Raw genomic sequence first — 17,681 nt, forward strand, 5'->3', positions numbered from 1 at the left:
GATCACCATATCGGCATCATGCCCACCAGCCAGCGCAATTTTGCGCTTTGCTTTAAGTTCAGCAAGTTACCGCGCCGGATTACGCCAATGGCTGTTTCCGAAAGAATCAACGGGTTAGGCCTTAATGGGCTGCGTGGTAATTATCAGCATCCAGAATATGACGGGTTATGTTTCCGACCTCCTCAATTTGAGGTTCCCGAAAATATCAACGGGTTAGGCTGGTTTCCCCGATGTTCGCCGCTGGCGAATTTCGAAAATATCAACCAGTTACCGCCGCAACCGCTCCGGCTTCTTCCAGTGGTATGTAATTTTCTCCGTTTCCCGATACAGTGCCACGCGGCGATTGTAGGCCAGCATTTCAAGAACGCGGATCCGTATGTTGCGCATATCCACATCATTAAGCTGGATACCATCACGGCGCATCACCTCAGCAACAACACGCGCATAATTTTCGGCTGTCACGCTGTCCGGCTGCGTGGCCTGTTCGTCAGTCTGCTGGCTGATTCCACCAGCACGGCGGATTAATCCCAGTATTTCGGCTTCTGTCATTGTGCACCCATCGTTCTGATTGTCTGGTGTCGTCGGGTCCTTCCTGGAATTATGGACCCGTTACGGGGCGGCGACCTCGCGGTTTTTATCTGTTTATGAAAATTTTTCTGGAAAAAGCATGTCGGTACTTCTCGAACATAACTATTTGTTTTTAAATAGATACACAATAAAAAGAAACGACACGGTAATCATCTAAAATGGCGATTTATGACGCTTTCATGTCGTTTCTCAGTTTTGTTCAATAATTGCGCGTCTGTTACTCGCCTTTCTTCTGTAGCAACTTTTCCGGTACGTTTCCGGTTGTTTCTTTCAAGTAATCAGCCAGTATCTGTGGGAGGTTGTCGGCAACTCTGGCACTGGCATTACAGGCTTTAACCACTTCCCTTTTAAGCCTATCCAGCATGGCGGGGGTAATCTGTGGGAAGCTCCTTTGCATAGTAAGCGGGAGGCTGTCCATGATTGATGAAATCTGACTCGCCAGCTTTGAAAGCGCGTACAGGCAAAACTCAGTATCAATCACGTCACCGCGATCGCGCTCGTTTTTAAGTTCCTGCGCCTCCGCCTGTGCTGTCAGTAATCTGATCCTGACTCGTAAGAGTTCATCATCATCAATATCGCCTTTGTCGTTTGTAAGCTGGCTAATTGCATTGTTAACCCTATTGTCTATCACGCTGGCAACATCGTAAAACGCCTCACGGCCTTTACGTTCAACGGGAGTCACTCCCCACTTGTCGAACGCTGTCGCACTTACACGGCAGCTTTTCGCCATGTTTTTTTTGTTCATCAGGTGCGATTTCATTAATACACCAACTTAATTACTGCTTCAGGTTGGTGTATTGTTTGCATCTTTCCCTTTTCATTCATAAAGATAGAGCAAACAACAAAACCACCACCACCCCCCTGAAAAAGCTCATAAATAGCGAAAAACCGCGAGGTCGCCGCCCCGTAACGGGCCATAATTCCAGGAAGGACCCGCAAAAAAGCCGGATTTCTCCGGCCTTGTCTCAGATGGTTTTCAGTATGCGATCGATGTCGCCGTCATCGCCTGGGTTTCTGCCATCGTATGCCATGCCAGCTGATACGGTTTGTGGGCTGTGCATGTCCATAAAGTTTTCAAAGGCTGCGGTAAGCTCTGGTGCAACCTTCGGGCGTTCCTGCTCTATGGTCATGTTCAGGATGTTTTTAGCCGTATCAACATCGATACAAGGCACGTTTGCCATTGCACGCAACAGCGGCTGATAGTCTTTATGCTCATGAAGCGCCATAATCGCATCAGCGCGCGGCTTGTCCTGCTCTTCCAGTTTGTTGAGTTGATATACGGCCTCGTAGGTTGATAAACCTCTGTCAGCCATTGCCCGCGCTTCGGCTTTAAATTTACTCGCCAGCGGTAGCGCCATGATGCTTTCATTCGTTGCCATCGTTCCCCCTGCTTATCGGGCCAGCGGCTGAACGGATACGCCAGAACCCGCAAAGGCGGCGCATTTTTTCGCATCGGTGTCGACGCTCTCAGGCCAGTTAACGGCGGCAATATTGAATATCCCCGTCTTGTAACACTGTGCTGATTTCTGCTTTGACGTGTCCACGAGGTACGAAGTCAGATAAACAGCCTTGCCAGATTCCTGACCATCCCACGGCTTAAACTCGCCATTGTCCGCCAGCATCAGCGGGGTAAATTCCTGAATAACGCCAGCATCAGCGGCAAAATGTACCAGCGTCGTGGATACCTGCTGACTGCCTGCAAATAACTCAATGTATGGAGTGTCCATAGAATCCCCCGTTAAGCAATTTTGACGGTAACAAATTTGCGAATATCTGCCGGAACCGGCTGCGGTGCGCTGTGCGTCTGCACGTACTCAATCGCCGGATCGCCGTCCTCAATCCAGTTTTTCGGGTAGTACATGTTTTGCGTTGCGCCTGTTCTTACCGCTTCCTGATCCATAATCGCACCATAGGCCACCAGCCCTTTGTTGTTGGTGTTGCCCAGGACCAGCAAATCAGGATCAAGGAAATATTTTTCTGTGCCGTCGCTGTCAGTGTATTTGCCGGAATAGACGATAAGGGCAATATCGCCCAGATAGCCTTTAAAGCTCACCACTTCGCCCAGGTTTTTACAGGCCAGCTCTGCGGCGGACTCTGAACCACGGGAAAGATCGTACAGCTCACGGAATTTTTTAAAGCTGCGTAACGTTCGCCATACCTCAACGCCCATAATCATGACGTTTGCGGGGCAACCAGCCTGATCGGCGTATAGTTCGATATCATAGATTGGATCGTGGGTTTCTTTGTCCTGCTCTGACCATTTTTTCCCGTCGGCCTGCTCTATGATGTTTTTTTCCGGTATCTTCCAGTCGATTTCATAGCGCTCTATGCCTTCGCCCTCAATGATGTTTTTTCCGGTCGTTACCGCATTTACCGCCAGCCATTCCACGCGCGCTTTTATGGCGTTTATCTGGCGGCGCATATTGCCAGTAATCAGGCGCATACGGCGATAGGTAGGGTCGTTAAGCTGTGCCGGATCTTCTCCAGCCATGCGCATGATGGTTTTCGTTGGATCGATTTCGTGCTTTGGCTTCATGTAGCCAGGTTTAATCGTGCTGGTTTCGTACCCTTTATCGCGCTGAACCTGGCTACCCACCATAGGCGAACAAAACGCCGACATGGTGACTTCTTCAATGTCCAGGGTATCCAGCATGATGTTTTGCGTGTTGAATGTCGCCACGTTCGGGAAAAACAGCGCGGTAAACAGCGGACTAAATTTAAATTCCGCAATATCCTCGCGATTCAGGTACGCGAAAAGCTGGTGTGTGTTAAGTGCCATTGCTTTGACTGCCATTATTCACCCCCATGAGTCTGATTTATGCCCAGCGCCGCGCGTAAATAGGAGCGTACCTGCCAGCCTGTTGACGGCTCAACCATCGCCAGCGGATCAAGTCCTGCCGCAATGCCTGCTTTTACGTTCTGCTGGTGGCGTTCCTTGAGCGCCTTCACGATGTCGGGGCTTATGTACACCGAAACACCGCCTTTTTTCTCTTCAGCCATAGTAAGAAATTCCTCTTTGACTTAAAAAATCATAACTGGATGTTCATCCAGCTCTGATTATAATCATGATTGCATTTTGTGCAATGATGTTGAGTTGCGTTGCAAATTATGAAATGATTATCCCGATCATGTGTGTCAGTGCACCAAAAAGCCTCATATGCAAAAGCCCGATAAGCCACCTCTGACCTTATCGGGCTTTTTTATCTGCCTGCAAAGATGTCGAACGAAAATTAACCACAACCATCATCTTTTTTGCATCAAAACAATTAAAAACAATAAATTACGCTCATGATGATGATGACGATAAAATCACAAAAATGCGCTTTTTTCCGCGCCTCCCGCCCCGTGTTCAGGCCCACCCCGCCAGGAGGACCCGTAAAAAAGCCGGATTGCTCCGGCTTCTGTCACTCGTCGCTTAAAACGGTATGTTATCCCCGTACGGATCATCATTCCCCGCCTGTTGTTTTGCCCTGTTCAGCGCGTCAGTAGCCTGGCCCTGTTGACCTTTTTTGCCGCCCAGTCGCGCCGTTCGCGCACTGATTACACTGTCTGCGATAACCTGCCAGCCCTGCCGCGTTTCTCCGTTCTGCCCAGTCCACTGGCTGATCTGCATGTTACCCGCCACGCTCAGGAGTTCACCCTTGCGGTGCCTTTCCAGTGCTTCGGCCTGTCTGCCAAATGCCAGGACGGATAACCACATCGTCGCCGTTCCGTCATCTGCCTGGCTGCACGGAAGGGGGACCGCCATACGCGCCAGCGTCATCGGTGTGCCCTTGCTGGTCTGTTTTACCTGCGGGTCGTCCACCAGCCGCCCGTAAGCGGCTATCTGTGCTGTCATGATTCCACCTCTCCGGTTTTAACGTTGATGGTTGTTACCTGTTCCGCTTCGGCAATCTCCCGTTCTGTCAGCGTGGCAAAGTTTGCCGCTGCTGTGGTCATGAATGCGCTTATCAGGTCGGGATGTTCCTTCGCGTATCCTTCCCCTACGTGTCGGTCTATCGTTCTGATTGCCACCTTTAAAGCGTGCTCTGTCATGTCTAACGCGCGATATTTCGGTTCTGTTCTGTCTCTGCGTTTTTTGAGTGATTTATTAAATTTCCCTGAAGTGTGCATATTTATTTTTACCCCCTCGTTTAAAAAGTTTTGAGTTGTGCCTCCCCTTGTCTACCTATCTACCTTAGTGGCCCTCATGCCAGTAATGGCGCGGCTTTCAGCGGGGTAGAGTGCTTTTATCCACTATCTACCCCGTGTCTACCTCCCTGTCTGATTCAGGTAAAATCAGGTAGAGAGGGTAGATAGTGGGTAGACAGTAAAAAAAGGCTATCTACCTAACTTAATGCACTGAATTAAATGTATTTTTCTTTACTCAGGTAGACAGGGTAGACAGCCATTGCAACAAATTATAAAAACGCGTCGCAATCGTCTGTTGTTATTGCGTTAGTCTGCGTTACTCCTTTAACTTTCCGCGTAATATATTCATGTCCGTAAACTTTCGCGGCTGGCTTCATAGCCTTGCCAAAGTCATTTACGTTTAGCGGTTTGCTCCTGCCTGCGTACGCCATAAACGCCAGATAGACGCGGTAAAGGCTGTTTCTGGTCGTGTACTTCACTGAATCGCCACCGCCGCCCATCATCAGGCCGCGTGCTTCCTCCAGAAAATTCAGGAACTGGCAAAACTCAATAACCGGATCCGTCTGTTGCTTTATTGCCAGTGCTTCATCACCGTCACGCTGTTCAATGAGTAAAGCCCGTGCCTTTTCAGGGTCGGCAAAGTTCGCCAGCAAGCGGCGGATAATGACAGGGATTTCAGCCGCGATCTTTTCCGGTAGCTCCCTGTCTTTTTCTGCCTCGCTTACGATGTTATCGAACCGGAATATCACCCGACGACGTGCCACACCTCCGGCCCGTTCGGTGAATATCATCGGATTGTTATTGGTTGCCAGCACCACCGCCCTGATTACCGCCGTAAAACGCTTTTCATATTTCGGGTTAATTTCCACGGGGTCGCCGCCCGTGATTTTCTTGATGCCCGTTCCTTCGCCTGTATATTTCGGCTGGTCTGCCAGGACGATAAGACGACTCCCGACAACCTGCGCACGCCCACCAGCATCATCAAGCGATGTCATTTCAGCGCTTACCGTGTTTTGTTTCCCTGCCAGAAGGCTGGCTATGTGTGTGAATGTACTTTTACCGCTCCCGCCGTCTCCGGTGGCCTCAATAAACATCTGCCAGTCGTACCGGTTCGCCATAATCATGTACAGCGCGGCACATATACGCATCATCTTGCGCGGGTCTTTTCCGGCTGCGTGCTCAAGCCATTTATGAAAGTTTGGCGCGTTATCGCGGATGTTCTCCCCTGGTGCTGGTGGCGTGTACTCAATGCCGTTGTGCGTGGTGATCCAGTTCTCCGGCGTGTGCGGGGAAAATTCCCCCGTTTTCAGGTCAAGCGCACCATTGGCGAACGGCAGCAAATCGCCGGACGGCTCGCCCATTGGTTCGGCAATAACTTTTAACGCTTCCACGGCGTTATTGATTACGCGCTTGCTGAAAGTGGCCCTGTGCTCTGAATAGATCGCCACCATTTCGCGGCTAAGTTCCATTGTGCTGACCGGACACCATACCCCGCCGCGCCATACGTGAACGATTTCACTTTCAGGATGTACGCAAACGCCATCAAAGCGATCGGCAAGCAGCTGCGCGCGCTCACTGTCCGCCATCTGCGAAAGTTGCGCCTTTTGCTTTACCGGAAGCTCAATGACCAGACCATCAGAAAGATTCTGGCGCTCACGGGCCAGATATTCGCGCCAGTTCTCCACCTTCTGACCGTGCATACCATCAGGGTAAAAATTTGCATCCTGTACGCCTGCCGCCGCCAGCTTCTGACCAATCGCCTTTATCATTACTGGCGCAAGATATCCGGCCCTGAATATGCGCACGGATTTTCTGCCTTCCGGCACAATTTGCAGCTTATCCAGTTCTGATAACTGCTGCTCCCCAAGCCACACAGGAGGCTCATTATCTCCGGCCATACGCGCATCATGTTCCTGCCATTGTTTCGCGTGTGCCCAGGCATCACTACCCGCAAAAATAATGACTTCTGTTCCTTTGTGTTTTATGCCGCGTGACTGCTGTTTTACGTTCGGTGCCAGTTTCATTTTTTACCCCTGAATCCGTTAATCATGGTTTTCAGCTTCTGGATGTTTGCCCGTGCCCTGGCGTTGCTGGTGGGCACGTTATGCGGCGCGGTCTGTACCAGAGAAAAATCACGCCGGAACTGATAAACAGGCATCACGCAATCATATTCGTAACCTTCACGGCGGTAAGTTACGCACCGTCCCGCCACGCCCTTAATCATTACCGTGCCGCCGTACTGGTCGCGGTAAATATCGCCGCGCGTAAATTTAGGGTGAGTGTTGCCACTGGCAGTTAAGCCAGAATATTTAAGTTTCATTATTTTTATTCTCCGGTGTGCTGTTCTTTATATCTATCGTGCAATAGATCTATTTCTTGCAGTTCCATTATTACAGGCTCAAGAAGCGTTATTAATGCCGTGGCAATTCTTGATTTTTGTTTGTCGCGTTCATTGTCGCCAAGTGTTTCAAGCCATATGCGCAATATTTCCAGCATGTTTTCACTGTGAGAAAGTGCAAGAAATGCGCGGTCTATTGTTTCGTGGTAAATATCACGCATATTAATCCCCGTCCGTCGTTTTTCTTAAAATAACCTCTGTCACGAAATCAGCATAATCGGCGGCGATATTCAGTACATCAAGCCCCGTTGATTTATATTCTCTCGTGGAAAGTAAGAAAAAAGCCGCTCTAATAAGTTCTGGCATTGACGAAAGCGCATCAGCCGCATCATCAGGAACGCCGGAAAATTCCTGTTTCAGGGAATTAAAACGATCATCACGCATAACCCCCCCCATTTTCACAATCAGCAACAAGAATATTTTTAGCGTCATTCAGCGACCGTGTTGCGATGTATCGGATACATTCCAGGGCGAACTGTGTCCGGTCTTTCTGTTCTTCTCCCTGCGCAAGCTCTGCAGTGCATTCAATATCGATAAGCGCGTGCATCAGCGTAGTGAGCGCGGCGGCTGCTGCGTCCGGTGTGGTTTTATTGCACATGTACCCCTCCGCATTTTTTTTCGTTAGAAATAAGCGTTCTTCTTTCCTGTTCATCGCTCAGGAATACGCAGACCTCACCGCTAAGGCGTTTAAGTAAGCCGATGATTGCCCCTGATTCGCTGTCGGTCATCATGCCAGGGTAATCCTCTGCCAGTGCGCAAATAACTTCGATTTGGTGGGCGCGTTCTGCTGCCTGTTGTAGTGTGATTTCCTGGCTCATAAGCCTACCCCCTGACGAATACGGGCAGCAAATACCATCACGCAGCCAGCCGGAGATTGCTGACGCGCTTCCTGTTCGCTGGTGGCCTCGATGGTAATCACGCGCGGTTGTGCCGTGCTCAGGGCGATAAAACGCCAGATGTATTTATTCAGGTTGTACGAGTCCCGCCCTTGCGGGTGTATGGTATAATTTCTCATAGCTGCCTCGATAATCTTGCTATCGTTGGTGGTTAGAAGCCCCGTTACTGCTCCTACAGTGCGGGGTTTCGTCGTTTCTGCACCTTGCATTAACAAGGTGTAAGTAACTTTATTTATAGGTGGCTTACATGTCAATGCTTTTATGTAAGACTTTTTATGTGTATATTGTCTTACACTTTCATTGAGAGGATTACAGATGGCTACAGGTTCAAAAAACGCAAAATCACAATCACTGACAGCTCGGATCCCGCATGATGTTATTGAAGGCATGGAATCCGTAAAACTGGACGGTGAAAGCAACGCCGGATTCATAGTAACCGCCATGCGCGGTGAAATCGCCCGCCGCCAGGCAGAAGGAAGCGGAGAAAACCCCCTGATTTCTTCGCACGATGCACTGGCGCAGGTGGAAAAACTCGGAATCAAAGCCGCCGAGGAGATCGGGCAGCTCGTCACTGTCGCACGTGAAGAACTCCAGCGCCGCAAGACCAAAGAACCAGAGTAATCACCATCAGCGCCGTGGTGTAAGGTATTACGGCGCATTGCTATGCAGGACAACACAATGACCGATAAAGAATTGACCAAAACATTATCACCGGCACGGAAAAGACGGCGCAGAAAGATAGAGCATGAATCAGAAAGATTCGCGCCATGTGCTTTTGCCCTTGAGCAATTCCTTAAAGAATACAGGGAAAAGCGCTCATTGCAGGTATGGCAACGAACTGAACCAGACTGATTGCATTGCCCACCAGCCTGATAGCGGCTATCATCCCCGTGCTTATGTTTGGGATCATATACACATAAGGCGCAGCGGGTTAATTGTTCAGAAAGGCGGCTCCATATCGGGGCCGCTTTTTTCGTGTTTGTCATATCTGTGATACCCGTTAAGCAGCCGTTCCGCGTGCTTCCTGTTCGCGTTCTTTCTGCCAGGCCAACACATCATCCTCATACCATCCGCGACGGCGTAAACCAACGCGAAAACCCTGCGGAAATTCTCCGGCGTTGATCATGCTTTGCAGCGTGCTGTCTGCCTTGATGTGGATAATTTTTTTTACTTCCTGGCGAAAGATAATTTTTCTGATTGCTTCCATCGTGATTTACCTTGTGAATCCGGTGTATTCCGGTGACAAATACGGTAAATCATCGGATATGGGTAAAAACAGTTCCCACCGTTTTTAAACGGTATACACCGTTTTTATATTGATGATTTGAAATGGAATTATAAAAAAAGCGGCATTTCTGCCGCTTCCAGGATTGTTACCGCCATTTTTTGGGCCTGCCTCCGATCTTCATAGATGCCGGACGTACGACCTTATCAATACTTACCGCCAGATTTCTGGAAGCGCCACGGGATACCAGAAAATCTACTACCTGTTTTTTTGATGGGGCCGTCGTTCTGTCCTCCGGATCGTAGGTTGACCAAAATTCATGCTGAACCATCAGGGCCAGTTGCAGCCCGTCGCAATTGCATCTGATATTTTTTTGCATCTTAACGGTTTCATGTTTCACGGCCTTGTCGTTAAATTTGATGCAATTATACGACGGTTTTACATGGTTTTCGTAGTTTTTACTGGTTTTCTGTACAGCTACACGGCTCGGATACCCCTTTTACCACTGGCGAGGGTTACGCCCGTCGCCGCAGCCTCGACAAATTCGCCCCACCAGCGCATCAGCACGATGCGTTTTTCTATGTAGTTGCTCCGGTTGTATGCCCGTCTAACTTCGTTGGTGTCGACGTGGGCAAGTGCCGCCTCTATTACGTCCGGCTCGAATCCTTCCTCGTTCGCTGCTGTGCTGAATATGGCGCGTAATCCATGAGACACCAGCACGCCAGCGAATCCCATACGCCGCAATGCTGCGTTAGCTGTCTGGCTGTTCATCGGCTGCTGTGGGTCTTTCAGACTTGGGAAAACGTAATTGCGGTGGTGGCTGATTGGTTTCATGGCCTCCAGCACCGCCATAGCCTGACCGGAAAGCGGGATAACGTGATCCCTGCGCATCTTCATGCGTCCGGCAGGTATCGTCCATTGCTTCGCGTCCAGGTTGATTTCATCCCACCGCGTTGATGACGCTTCGGCGGGACGGGTTACGGTCAGTAACTGCCATTCAATCAGTAATCTGGTCTGCCGTTCTGTTGCCGATACTGATAAAGCCTGCATAAGCTCCGGCAGCTGTTCGGGGCGGATTGTTGGCATATGTTTTTTTACAGGTGAGGGAAACGCCTTACGCACATTCATAGCCGGATTGGCATCAATCAGCCCACTGTTGGCGGCGTAATCCATTACCTCATTAACGCGCTGTAAAACCCGCTTGAGTGTTTCCAGGTTGCCGCGCTCCTTGATGGGTGTAAGCACTTCAACGAACCTTCGGGCGGTGAGGGTATCTATTGGCGTGTTGCCGATGAACGGGAATACATATTTATCCAGCGAACGCCAGATGTCTTTAATCGTGTTGGGGGCCAGATTCTGGCTGATTTTCACCTGGTACCATGCCGCCGCCACATTTTCGAACGTGTTCCCTTGTCTTCGGGCCTCTGTCTCTCTTTTTTGCCTCTCGTGGTCCTGCGGGTCAGTTCCGGCACTGATTAACGTCCTGTACTCGCTACGGCGTTTTCTGGCATCAGCCAGGGAAACATCTTCAAGCGATCCAAAACTCAGCAATATTCTTTTTTTGTCCGATGGTCGGTAGTAGGAAAATCTCCAGAGTTTTGATCCAGACGGTTTGACCAGGAGAAAAAGCCCTCCGCCGTCCTGCAGGGTGTACTCCTTTTGCGCTGGTCTGGCTGCTTTGATCTGCACTGTGGTTAATGGGTGTGTTTTTCTCGCCATATGTCTATGATTCCACACGAAAAACAGGGTTTTAGTTATACGGCTTTAGTTATACGTCAGCCCGTATAACTAAACGTATAACTAAAAAATCCGGCTGATAGCTTATAAATCCGGTGATGTTCGGTGACTAAAAAACATAAAAAAACCCGCCAATCAAGTGATTAGCGGGTTATCCCTGTCTTATCCGGTGCTTTCCGGTGATATCCGGTGGGCGATTTGGTCGGCACGAGAGGATTTGAACCTCCGACCCCCGACACCCCATGACGGTGCGCTACCAGGCTGCGCTACGTGCCGACTCGTGGCTGCTAATACTACCGTTTTCCACACCGATTGCAAGTAAGATATTTTGCTAACTGATTTATAATTAATCAGTTAGCGATAAAACGCTTCTCGTCTGTCAGTACTTGCAATAACAAACTTAACTGTGGTTTTTCATCTTTCACTCTTTCACCACGTAAGTTGTAAGTGCGGTATTTACCGTTATTGTTCAGCACCAGCGTCTTTTTCGGGGTGGTAATTGCCAGCGTATCGTTATCCGCGGCGGTAACCCAGTAATGGCGGCGTTGAGGGTTGAACAAATCCTGACCTTGCGAATATTCGCTGGCAGGTGTGCTGACATGTAGCAGGCGTTGCATCAGCGTCGTCATCAGATCGGTATGATCAGTCAGCGCATTAATACGCTGCGCCGGGGTGCCTGGCCAGTGAATCACTAATGGCACCTGCAGATGACCGTGGGACCAGTCAAAGGTTTCTTCCTCTTCGCTCAGCGGAATACCCCGCCCGGCAGTGATAATCACCACCGTATTGTCCAGTTTGCCAGAATCACGCAGTGCATTGAGCACGCGGTTGATCTGGTCATCGACATTGCCTGCTGCCCGGCTATATTTCCGTGCAAATGCCTGCTGATTGCTGTCGTCAATGTTTGTGCCATTGAAAGAGACCCACGAGAACCAGCGGTTATCTTCTTGTGCGTAGCGGCCCAGCCAGTTGATCCACTGCGTGGCGGTCTGTTCGTCGGATTGGGTGCGTACACTCGGCATCGAGAAATCTGACAACAATGCCTGACGATACAGCGGGCTGGTAAAGCCATCTGATGAGAATAACCCCAGCTGATAGCCTTGCTGATTAAGCGCAGTAATTAACGCCGCAGGCGTACGAGTCGACAGAATGCCGTCCATATAGCTCGGCGAGATGCCATAGAACAGGCCAAAGATGCCGTTGTCTGTAGTGTTGCCGGAGCTCATATGGCGCGTGAACGAAATATTTTGCTCAGCAAAACCTGCCAGCGCAGGCATCTGCTTCTCGAAGCGTGAGTAGTTCAGGCCATCGACAGTAATCAACAGCACATTCTGCCCGGTGCCCATATCGCGATAGCGCAGTTCGCTTAACGGATACTGAACGGAAACGGCGTCTGGATTGCCTTGCTCAATAAGACGGCGTTGATACTCCTGCGCATCAAGCAGGCCATGCTTCTCAAGAAAACGTCGTGCCGTCATCGGGTACGAAAGCGGCAGGTTAGCGCGCTGCATGGTGATCGGGCGATAGAAGTTGGCATCGGCCCAGATATAAACCACATGCGAGGCGATAAAGGCGATAAATAAGAATGCGGCCAGCGGTCGCGCGAAGCGCCGACGACGCGTCAGGCTGCGCAGCTTTTGCCAGCTCCACGTCGCAAACACCAGTTCAAGCAATAAAATAACCGGCACACTGATGAACATTAGCTGCCAGTCGCGCGCCATCTCATTTTCGTCTGGGTTGATAACCAGCTGCCAGACGATGGGATTAAGATGGAGATGGAAACGAGTAAAGACTTCGCTGTCGATCAGTAATAGCGTCATTCCCGCCGTTGCCAGAATGACGGACAAAAACCTCATCAGCCTCTGGGAGCCGACGATAAAGGTTAGCGGGAAGAGGATCAGCAAGTAGGTGGCGAACACCAGGAAGCTGAAATGACCGATAATGCTTACGTAGGAATAAATGCGACCAGCAAGCGTTGTCGGCCAGTCGGCGATAAACAGGTAACGGCTGCCAATGACGAGCGAAAGCAGAATATTGAACAGTGCAAACCAGTGCCCCCAACTGACCATCTGGGAGACTTTTTCACGGTAGCGCTGACGATGAGTTACCATAACCTGTTATCTGTTTCCCTTAGTGCGCTTTGTCTTCGTTGATAGAGGACTGTAAGGCGCGGGCAAAAGAGTTGGCAATTGCCTGGCGTTGGGCCGGGGCAATGCTGGTGTTGATAAGGTTAGTGACCATGTTGCCTAACACCATCAGGGAAAGGTCGGTCGGAGCCTTATGTTTTTCCAGTACGTTGAGCAGCTCTGCGAGCAATTGTTCAACCTGTTCATCACTGTAGCGGGAAATTTGTGGCATAAATCGAAATCAGTTAGTTGATGAAAGGGCAACATATTACCGTAGCAACGGTTTTTTTTCTGCTTTTTTATGCGTTAAATCATTCTCGTTACGCTGCCTTCTGTAAAATGACCGCCATCTTTTATTGCGTCGCTTAACCGGCGGTGGTTGAATACCGCCCGGTCTTAAAGGAGAGTTTATCATGAGTCTGGATATCAACCAGATTGCTCTGCACCAGCTTATCAAGCGTGATGAGCAGAACCTTGAGCTGGTGTTGCGCGATTCATTGCTGGAACCGACGGAAACCGTCGTTGAGATGGTGGCAGAACTGCATCGGGTCTATAGCGCCAAAAATAAAGCTTACGGCTTGTTTAGCGAAGAGAGTGAACTGGCGCAGACGCTGCGCTTACAGCGTCAGGGCGAAGAGGACTTTCTGGCATTTAGCCGCGCGGCAACCGGTCGCCTGCGTGACGAATTAGCGAAATATCCTTTTGCTGACGGTGGATTCGTGCTGTTTTGCCACTATCGCTATCTGGCGGTGGAGTATCTGCTGGTGGCAGTTCTGAGCAACCTGAGCAGTATGCGTGTTAACGAAAATCTCGACATCAACCCAACCCATTATCTTGATATCAATCATGCGGATATTGTTGCGCGTATCGATTTAACCGAGTGGGAAACCAATCCAGAGTCGACCCGCTATCTCACTTTCCTGAAAGGGCGAGTAGGGCGCAAAGTGGCGGATTTCTTTATGGATTTCCTCGGTGCCAGCGAAGGGTTAAACGCGAAAGCGCAAAACCGTGGGCTGTTGCAAGCGGTCGATGATTTCACTGCCGAAGCACAACTGGATAAAGCAGAGCGACAGAACGTGCGCCAGCAGGTTTATAGCTACTGTAATGAGCAGCTGCAGGCAGGTGAAGAGATTGAACTGGAATCGCTGTCGAAAGAGCTGGCAGGCGTCAGCGAAGTGAGCTTCACGGAGTTTGCGGCTGAAAAAGGCTACGAACTGGAAGAGAGCTTCCCGGCAGACCGTAGCACACTGCGTCAGTTGACGAAGTTTGCCGGTAGCGGCGGTGGCTTGACTATTAACTTTGATGCGATGCTGTTAGGTGAACGCATCTTCTGGGATCCAGCAACCGATACCCTGACCATTAAAGGCACGCCGCCGAACTTGCGCGATCAATTGCAGCGCCGGACGTCTGGCGGCAATTAATCGGTTTTGTGTTCTGAATGCCAGATGCGGCGTGAACGCCTTATCTGGCCTGCAAAAAATAGCAATACCGTAATCAGGCATAATTTGCAGAGACAAAAAACCCCGCCGGAGCGGGGTTTTTTACAACTTATTCAGCAATTAAGCGCGAACGAAGTCGATGTGCAGCAGCTTCGGTTTGTACGGGTGACGCTGTACGTCCTGAGCTTTAACTTTGATTTCTTTACCGTCAACAACGATGGTCAGAACTTCGCTGTAGAATTCAGCTTTAACTTGCATGTTCATGACTTTGTCGTGATCCAGTTCGACAGCCAGCGGCGCTTCTTTGCCACCGTAGATGATTGCCGGGAACTTGTTAGCGGCACGCAGGCGGCGGCTCGCACCCTTACCCTGCTCTTTACGTACTTCTGCGTTGATAGTAAACATTTCTTTCTCTCTTAAATTAATCCTGCTACAGGCGACCCAGCAACAGGTAAGTGATCTGCTTTGCGTATGCAAAAGCGGGCGAGATTCTATACTCAATCGCCTTATACATCAATCAAAACTACCATTAACCGCGTAATTCGTGCGCCCGACGAAAACGACCTTCGTAATCGAACACTTTTTCACGCACTTGCCAGTACTGACCTTTCATGCGGGCGACGACAAAATCCGGGTGTCGCAGTAATGCTTGCTGGGCGAGGATATCGGCGGCGGTGATCCAGCGCAGAGGGATGCCCGGTGTGCGCGTATGCGGGCGGATAAAAAGCTGCTCGAAGGCGGTACGCTGGGCGGGCGTTTGCAGACGGAAACGCTCACTCACATCCGCGCCGTCTTCATCGTAATAGGTGATTTTCAACCATTCGCCTTTCTCGTCGTGTCCATGCTGCAAAGACATGCCGCTACAGCGTAATACCAGCGCGTCTTTCAGTCGTAGCGCCGCTTTTAACATATCATCCGGATCAACCAGTACCGTGTCACATTCGCGGCAGCGGCGAGCGGCAATATCATTTTCTGCGTTACATTGCGGGCAATTTTTAAAACGGAAACGGAAGTCACACTGTTCGCGATGTCCGTCGTCATCTTCAAACCATCCCTGACAGCGACGACCAAAGTGTTCAATCAATGTCCCGTCGGCGGTCGTTTTCCCCCAAAAGGTGTTGGCAAAACCGCAGGCAGGGCAGAAAACCTGTACCGGAACGTTGTCACTTTTGCCTTTCGGTGTACCAACTTCCGGCGCGTAGAGATCGTGAGGGTTACCCGCATAATCAAGAATTAAGCAATCAGTCTTGCCGGGGGCCAGGCGCAGACCGCGCCCGACAATTTGTTGGTAAAGACTCACTGATTCGGTAGGGCGCAGAATGGCGATAAGATCGACGTGCGGGGCGTCAAATCCGGTGGTCAGTACCGCGACGTTGACCAGATAGCGAAAACGCTGGGCTTTAAAATCATCAATTAACACATCGCGCTCAGAGCCGGGTGTGTCGCCAGTAATCAGTGCTGCATCTTCGGCAGGCAGTAATCCCACAATCTCTTTTGCGTGTTCGACCGTCGCGGCGAAAATCATCACCCCTTTGCGCGTTGCAGCAAACTCCATGATTTGGCTGATGATGTGTGGCGTAATGCGTTGCTGTTTTTTCAGCTCGCGGTTGAGATCGGCTTCGCTGAACAGTCCGTTACTCTGTGCCTGCAAGCGGCTGAAATCGTATTGCACGACTGGCATATCCAGCCGTTCTGGCGGCGTCAGATAGCCGTGTTTAATCATATAACGCAGCGGCAGCTCATAAATGCAGTCACGGAAAAGGGCTTTCTCATCGCCGCGTACCATGCCGTGATAATGGAACTGATAAATCCAGCCTTTGCCCAGTCGAAAAGGCGTGGCAGTCAGCCCCAGCAGGCGTAAGTGGGGATTCACTTTGGTCAGGTGAGTGAGGATTTGCTGATACTGGCTCTCTTCATCGTCACCAATACGGTGGCATTCATCGACAATCAACAGCGAAAATTCACCCTGAAAGGCATCAAGATTACGGGTGACCGACTGCACGCTGCCAAATACAACTTTACCGTGGCTCTCTTTGCGCTTTAGCCCGGCGGCAAAAATATCGGCTTCCAGCCCCAGCGCCTGATATTTTTCATGGTTTTGTGCCACCAGTTCTTTAACGTGTGCCAACACCAGCACGCGACCACGCGCCAGCCGCGCCAGTTCCGCTATCACCAGGCTTTTACCTGCACCGGTGGGCAGCACGATTACGGCAGGGGTTTTATGACGACGAAAATGGTTGAGCGTGGCATCCACGGCTTCTTGCTGATATGGGCGGAGTGTAAAAATCATGGTCTCGCGTAGGTAGATTATTCTGCTAATAGTATGCCACGGATCTTTTTCCCTTGAGGGAAGTTATTAGACCGCTATACTGGGCAGACAACAGTTCAGATTTTCGGGTCATTACCCGACCTCCGTTTTTTACAGGCAAAATCACACACATGCGACTTGATAAATTTATCGCACAGCAACTCGGCGTTAGCCGTGCTATTGCCGGGCGTGAAATCCGCGGCAATCGTGTCACCGTCGATGGCGAAATCGTCCGTAATGCAGCGTTCAAACTGCTCCCTGAACATGATGTCGCTTACGATGGCAACCCGCTGGCGCAGCAACACGGTCCACGTTACTTCATGCTCAATAAGCCTCAGGGCTATGTTTGCTCCACGGACGACCCGGATCACCCAACGGTGCTCTATTTTCTTGATGAACCGGTAGCGTGGAAACTGCACGCTGCAGGGCGTCTGGATATCGATACCACCGGTCTGGTACTAATGACAGATGATGGTCAGTGGTCGCACCGCATTACTTCCCCGCGCCATCATTGCGAGAAGACCTATCTGGTAACGCTGGAATCACCCGTAGCTGACGATACGGCAGAGCAATTTGCTAAAGGCGTGCAGCTGCATAACGAAAAAGATCTCACTAAGCCGGCGGTGCTGGAAGTGATTACCCCAACGCAGGTTCGTCTGACCATCAGCGAAGGGCGTTATCATCAGGTGAAACGCATGTTCGCCGCCGTGGGTAACCATGTGGTTGAGCTGCATCGTGAACGTATTGGCGGCATTACGCTGGATGCTGATTTAGCCCCCGGTGAATATCGTCCGTTAACTGAAGAAGAAATTGCCAGCGTCGTCTAACTTTTC

The 17,681-nt window shown here is 50.4% G+C and carries 25 protein-coding genes, 1 tRNA gene and 1 pseudogene; 3 read left to right on the top strand and 24 right to left on the bottom strand.

Translation table 11 applies throughout. The features are described 5' to 3' along the window. Positions 1–267: 267 nt before the first annotated feature. The 15 genes from HBM92_RS08045 to HBM92_RS25265 all read right to left on the bottom strand — a co-directional run bounded on the left by HBM92_RS08045 (position 268) and on the right by HBM92_RS25265 (position 8,132). On the bottom strand, positions 268–549 hold the full coding sequence (locus HBM92_RS08045; protein ID WP_000133395.1) for a hypothetical protein: 282 nt from the start codon (positions 547–549) through the stop codon (positions 268–270). A gap of 256 nt (positions 550–805) precedes the next feature. Beyond that, positions 806–1,348, bottom strand: coding sequence for a terminase small subunit (locus HBM92_RS08050; RefSeq protein ID WP_000835278.1), 543 nt, complete (start codon positions 1,346–1,348; stop codon positions 806–808). Positions 1,349–1,553: 205 nt separating this feature from the next. Continuing rightward, positions 1,554–1,967 (bottom strand): hypothetical protein, encoded by a 414-nt coding sequence (locus tag HBM92_RS08055; protein WP_000224590.1) that lies wholly within the window; start codon positions 1,965–1,967, stop codon positions 1,554–1,556. A 12-nt stretch (positions 1,968–1,979) separates the two neighbouring features. Next, complete coding sequence (locus HBM92_RS08060) at positions 1,980–2,315, bottom strand: head decoration protein (protein ID WP_000380881.1); 336 nt, start codon at positions 2,313–2,315, stop codon at positions 1,980–1,982. Between the two features lie 11 nt (positions 2,316–2,326). Continuing rightward, a complete protein-coding gene (locus HBM92_RS08065; protein WP_000268555.1) occupies positions 2,327–3,382 on the bottom strand; it encodes a major capsid protein in 1,056 nt (351 codons plus the stop codon). After that, entirely contained in the window at positions 3,382–3,588 is a 207-nt protein-coding gene (locus tag HBM92_RS08070) for a hypothetical protein (protein ID WP_000796961.1), read from the bottom strand. The genes HBM92_RS08065 and HBM92_RS08070 overlap by 1 nt, the downstream gene beginning before the upstream one ends. 415 nt (positions 3,589–4,003) lie before the next feature. Next, the gene (locus HBM92_RS08075) at positions 4,004–4,426 is read right to left on the bottom strand and encodes a single-stranded DNA-binding protein (RefSeq protein WP_000126681.1); all 423 of its coding nucleotides are present in this window, start codon (positions 4,424–4,426) and stop codon (positions 4,004–4,006) included. Then, on the bottom strand, positions 4,423–4,701 hold the full coding sequence (locus tag HBM92_RS08080; protein WP_000557477.1) for a hypothetical protein: 279 nt from the start codon (positions 4,699–4,701) through the stop codon (positions 4,423–4,425). The genes HBM92_RS08075 and HBM92_RS08080 overlap by 4 nt, the downstream gene beginning before the upstream one ends. Positions 4,702–4,988: 287 nt before the next feature. Continuing rightward, the gene (locus HBM92_RS08085) at positions 4,989–6,743 is read right to left on the bottom strand and encodes a phage/plasmid primase, P4 family (RefSeq protein ID WP_000761839.1); all 1,755 of its coding nucleotides are present in this window, start codon (positions 6,741–6,743) and stop codon (positions 4,989–4,991) included. Then, positions 6,740–7,039 (bottom strand): DUF4222 domain-containing protein, encoded by a 300-nt coding sequence (locus HBM92_RS08090; protein ID WP_000770163.1) that lies wholly within the window; start codon positions 7,037–7,039, stop codon positions 6,740–6,742. The genes HBM92_RS08085 and HBM92_RS08090 overlap by 4 nt, the downstream gene beginning before the upstream one ends. A 5-nt stretch (positions 7,040–7,044) precedes the next feature. Continuing rightward, positions 7,045–7,278: a hypothetical protein gene (locus tag HBM92_RS08095; RefSeq protein WP_001204964.1), complete on the bottom strand. Its 234-nt coding sequence runs from the start codon at positions 7,276–7,278 to the stop codon at positions 7,045–7,047. A 1-nt stretch (position 7,279) separates the two neighbouring features. Further along, complete coding sequence (locus HBM92_RS08100) at positions 7,280–7,501, bottom strand: hypothetical protein (protein ID WP_001204077.1); 222 nt, start codon at positions 7,499–7,501, stop codon at positions 7,280–7,282. Further along, a complete protein-coding gene (locus tag HBM92_RS08105) occupies positions 7,494–7,715 on the bottom strand; it encodes a hypothetical protein (protein WP_001372127.1) in 222 nt (73 codons plus the stop codon). Before HBM92_RS08105 ends, HBM92_RS08100 begins: the two co-directional genes overlap by 8 nt. After that, on the bottom strand, positions 7,705–7,935 hold the full coding sequence (locus HBM92_RS08110; protein ID WP_000076671.1) for a hypothetical protein: 231 nt from the start codon (positions 7,933–7,935) through the stop codon (positions 7,705–7,707). The genes HBM92_RS08105 and HBM92_RS08110 overlap by 11 nt, the downstream gene beginning before the upstream one ends. Next, entirely contained in the window at positions 7,932–8,132 is a 201-nt protein-coding gene (locus HBM92_RS25265) for a host cell division inhibitor Icd-like protein (RefSeq protein WP_001247058.1), read from the bottom strand. The genes HBM92_RS08110 and HBM92_RS25265 overlap by 4 nt, the downstream gene beginning before the upstream one ends. A 196-nt stretch (positions 8,133–8,328) precedes the next feature. Here HBM92_RS25265 and HBM92_RS25270 point away from each other — a divergent pair, with 196 nt between their 5' ends. Further along, positions 8,329–8,634 carry a YlcI/YnfO family protein gene (locus HBM92_RS25270; protein ID WP_000190563.1) on the top strand — a complete coding sequence of 102 codons (306 nt, stop codon included), beginning with the start codon at positions 8,329–8,331 and terminating at the stop codon, positions 8,632–8,634. Here the strand turns inward: HBM92_RS25270 and HBM92_RS25275 are convergent. The 7 genes and pseudogenes from HBM92_RS25275 to HBM92_RS08140 all read right to left on the bottom strand — a co-directional run. Further along, positions 8,520–8,999 (bottom strand): annotated as a pseudogene (locus tag HBM92_RS25275) (icd-like protein); the annotation flags it as partial. The gene HBM92_RS25270 and the pseudogene HBM92_RS25275 overlap by 115 nt on opposite strands. Positions 9,000–9,013: 14 nt before the next feature. Beyond that, the gene (locus HBM92_RS08120; protein ID WP_000387478.1) at positions 9,014–9,220 is read right to left on the bottom strand and encodes a helix-turn-helix transcriptional regulator; all 207 of its coding nucleotides are present in this window, start codon (positions 9,218–9,220) and stop codon (positions 9,014–9,016) included. 166 nt (positions 9,221–9,386) lie between these two features. Further along, a complete protein-coding gene (locus tag HBM92_RS25660) occupies positions 9,387–9,617 on the bottom strand; it encodes a hypothetical protein (RefSeq protein WP_001171357.1) in 231 nt (76 codons plus the stop codon). Positions 9,618–9,715: 98 nt separating this feature from the next. After that, a complete protein-coding gene (locus HBM92_RS08125; protein ID WP_000101718.1) occupies positions 9,716–10,957 on the bottom strand; it encodes an integrase domain-containing protein in 1,242 nt (413 codons plus the stop codon). Between the two features lie 217 nt (positions 10,958–11,174). Next, positions 11,175–11,251 (bottom strand) — tRNA-Pro (locus HBM92_RS08130). 74 nt (positions 11,252–11,325) lie between these two features. Next, complete coding sequence (gene yejM / locus HBM92_RS08135; RefSeq protein ID WP_000256203.1) at positions 11,326–13,086, bottom strand: LPS biosynthesis-modulating metalloenzyme YejM; 1,761 nt, start codon at positions 13,084–13,086, stop codon at positions 11,326–11,328. A gap of 19 nt (positions 13,087–13,105) precedes the next feature. Further along, entirely contained in the window at positions 13,106–13,333 is a 228-nt protein-coding gene (locus tag HBM92_RS08140; RefSeq protein ID WP_001135667.1) for a YejL family protein, read from the bottom strand. A gap of 181 nt (positions 13,334–13,514) precedes the next feature. Between HBM92_RS08140 and yejK the strand changes: the two genes are divergently transcribed. Next, the gene (gene yejK / locus HBM92_RS08145) at positions 13,515–14,522 is read left to right on the top strand and encodes a nucleoid-associated protein YejK (protein ID WP_000050789.1); all 1,008 of its coding nucleotides are present in this window, start codon (positions 13,515–13,517) and stop codon (positions 14,520–14,522) included. Positions 14,523–14,660: 138 nt separating this feature from the next. Here yejK and rplY read toward each other — a convergent pair whose 3' ends face one another. Together rplY and HBM92_RS08155 are read right to left on the bottom strand one after the other, a co-directional pair. Further along, positions 14,661–14,945: a 50S ribosomal protein L25 gene (gene rplY, locus HBM92_RS08150; protein ID WP_000494186.1), complete on the bottom strand. Its 285-nt coding sequence runs from the start codon at positions 14,943–14,945 to the stop codon at positions 14,661–14,663. 124 nt (positions 14,946–15,069) lie between these two features. Next, positions 15,070–16,830, bottom strand: a complete 1,761-nt coding sequence (locus HBM92_RS08155; RefSeq protein ID WP_000578103.1) for a DEAD/DEAH box helicase — start codon at positions 16,828–16,830, stop codon at positions 15,070–15,072. Positions 16,831–16,979: 149 nt separating this feature from the next. Between HBM92_RS08155 and rsuA the strand changes: the two genes are divergently transcribed. Beyond that, positions 16,980–17,675 (top strand): 16S rRNA pseudouridine(516) synthase RsuA, encoded by a 696-nt coding sequence (gene rsuA, locus HBM92_RS08160; RefSeq protein WP_001234850.1) that lies wholly within the window; start codon positions 16,980–16,982, stop codon positions 17,673–17,675. The last annotated feature ends 6 nt before the right edge of the window (positions 17,676–17,681 follow it).

Source organism: Escherichia sp. E.sYA108 (genome assembly GCF_011754335.1).
GTDB classification, from domain to species: domain Bacteria; phylum Pseudomonadota; class Gammaproteobacteria; order Enterobacterales; family Enterobacteriaceae; genus Escherichia; species Escherichia coli.

What these genes read in the sequence shown, in the direction of transcription:
- rplY (WP_000494186.1), bottom strand. Translation starts at nt 14,945, where the DNA reads ATGTTTACTATCAACGCAGAAGTACGTAAAGAGCAGGGTAAGGGTGCG.
- HBM92_RS08050 (WP_000835278.1), bottom strand. Translation starts at nt 1,348, where the DNA reads ATGAAATCGCACCTGATGAACAAAAAAAACATGGCGAAAAGCTGCCGT.
- HBM92_RS08080 (WP_000557477.1), bottom strand. Translation starts at nt 4,701, where the DNA reads ATGCACACTTCAGGGAAATTTAATAAATCACTCAAAAAACGCAGAGAC.
- HBM92_RS08095 (WP_001204964.1), bottom strand. Translation starts at nt 7,278, where the DNA reads ATGCGTGATATTTACCACGAAACAATAGACCGCGCATTTCTTGCACTT.
- HBM92_RS08090 (WP_000770163.1), bottom strand. Translation starts at nt 7,039, where the DNA reads ATGAAACTTAAATATTCTGGCTTAACTGCCAGTGGCAACACTCACCCT.
- HBM92_RS08100 (WP_001204077.1), bottom strand. Translation starts at nt 7,501, where the DNA reads ATGCGTGATGATCGTTTTAATTCCCTGAAACAGGAATTTTCCGGCGTT.
- HBM92_RS08045 (WP_000133395.1), bottom strand. Translation starts at nt 549, where the DNA reads ATGACAGAAGCCGAAATACTGGGATTAATCCGCCGTGCTGGTGGAATC.
- HBM92_RS08085 (WP_000761839.1), bottom strand. Translation starts at nt 6,743, where the DNA reads ATGAAACTGGCACCGAACGTAAAACAGCAGTCACGCGGCATAAAACAC.
- HBM92_RS08110 (WP_000076671.1), bottom strand. Translation starts at nt 7,935, where the DNA reads ATGAGCCAGGAAATCACACTACAACAGGCAGCAGAACGCGCCCACCAA.
- HBM92_RS08155 (WP_000578103.1), bottom strand. Translation starts at nt 16,830, where the DNA reads ATGATTTTTACACTCCGCCCATATCAGCAAGAAGCCGTGGATGCCACG.
- HBM92_RS08060 (WP_000380881.1), bottom strand. Translation starts at nt 2,315, where the DNA reads ATGGACACTCCATACATTGAGTTATTTGCAGGCAGTCAGCAGGTATCC.
- HBM92_RS25265 (WP_001247058.1), bottom strand. Translation starts at nt 8,132, where the DNA reads ATGAGAAATTATACCATACACCCGCAAGGGCGGGACTCGTACAACCTG.
- HBM92_RS08065 (WP_000268555.1), bottom strand. Translation starts at nt 3,382, where the DNA reads ATGGCAGTCAAAGCAATGGCACTTAACACACACCAGCTTTTCGCGTAC.
- HBM92_RS08070 (WP_000796961.1), bottom strand. Translation starts at nt 3,588, where the DNA reads ATGGCTGAAGAGAAAAAAGGCGGTGTTTCGGTGTACATAAGCCCCGAC.
- HBM92_RS08140 (WP_001135667.1), bottom strand. Translation starts at nt 13,333, where the DNA reads ATGCCACAAATTTCCCGCTACAGTGATGAACAGGTTGAACAATTGCTC.
- HBM92_RS08105 (WP_001372127.1), bottom strand. Translation starts at nt 7,715, where the DNA reads ATGTGCAATAAAACCACACCGGACGCAGCAGCCGCCGCGCTCACTACG.
- rsuA (WP_001234850.1), top strand. Translation starts at nt 16,980, where the DNA reads ATGCGACTTGATAAATTTATCGCACAGCAACTCGGCGTTAGCCGTGCT.
- HBM92_RS08055 (WP_000224590.1), bottom strand. Translation starts at nt 1,967, where the DNA reads ATGGCAACGAATGAAAGCATCATGGCGCTACCGCTGGCGAGTAAATTT.
- HBM92_RS08075 (WP_000126681.1), bottom strand. Translation starts at nt 4,426, where the DNA reads ATGACAGCACAGATAGCCGCTTACGGGCGGCTGGTGGACGACCCGCAG.
- HBM92_RS08125 (WP_000101718.1), bottom strand. Translation starts at nt 10,957, where the DNA reads ATGGCGAGAAAAACACACCCATTAACCACAGTGCAGATCAAAGCAGCC.
- yejK (WP_000050789.1), top strand. Translation starts at nt 13,515, where the DNA reads ATGAGTCTGGATATCAACCAGATTGCTCTGCACCAGCTTATCAAGCGT.
- HBM92_RS25270 (WP_000190563.1), top strand. Translation starts at nt 8,329, where the DNA reads ATGGCTACAGGTTCAAAAAACGCAAAATCACAATCACTGACAGCTCGG.
- HBM92_RS08120 (WP_000387478.1), bottom strand. Translation starts at nt 9,220, where the DNA reads ATGGAAGCAATCAGAAAAATTATCTTTCGCCAGGAAGTAAAAAAAATT.
- yejM (WP_000256203.1), bottom strand. Translation starts at nt 13,086, where the DNA reads ATGGTAACTCATCGTCAGCGCTACCGTGAAAAAGTCTCCCAGATGGTC.
- HBM92_RS25660 (WP_001171357.1), bottom strand. Translation starts at nt 9,617, where the DNA reads ATGCAAAAAAATATCAGATGCAATTGCGACGGGCTGCAACTGGCCCTG.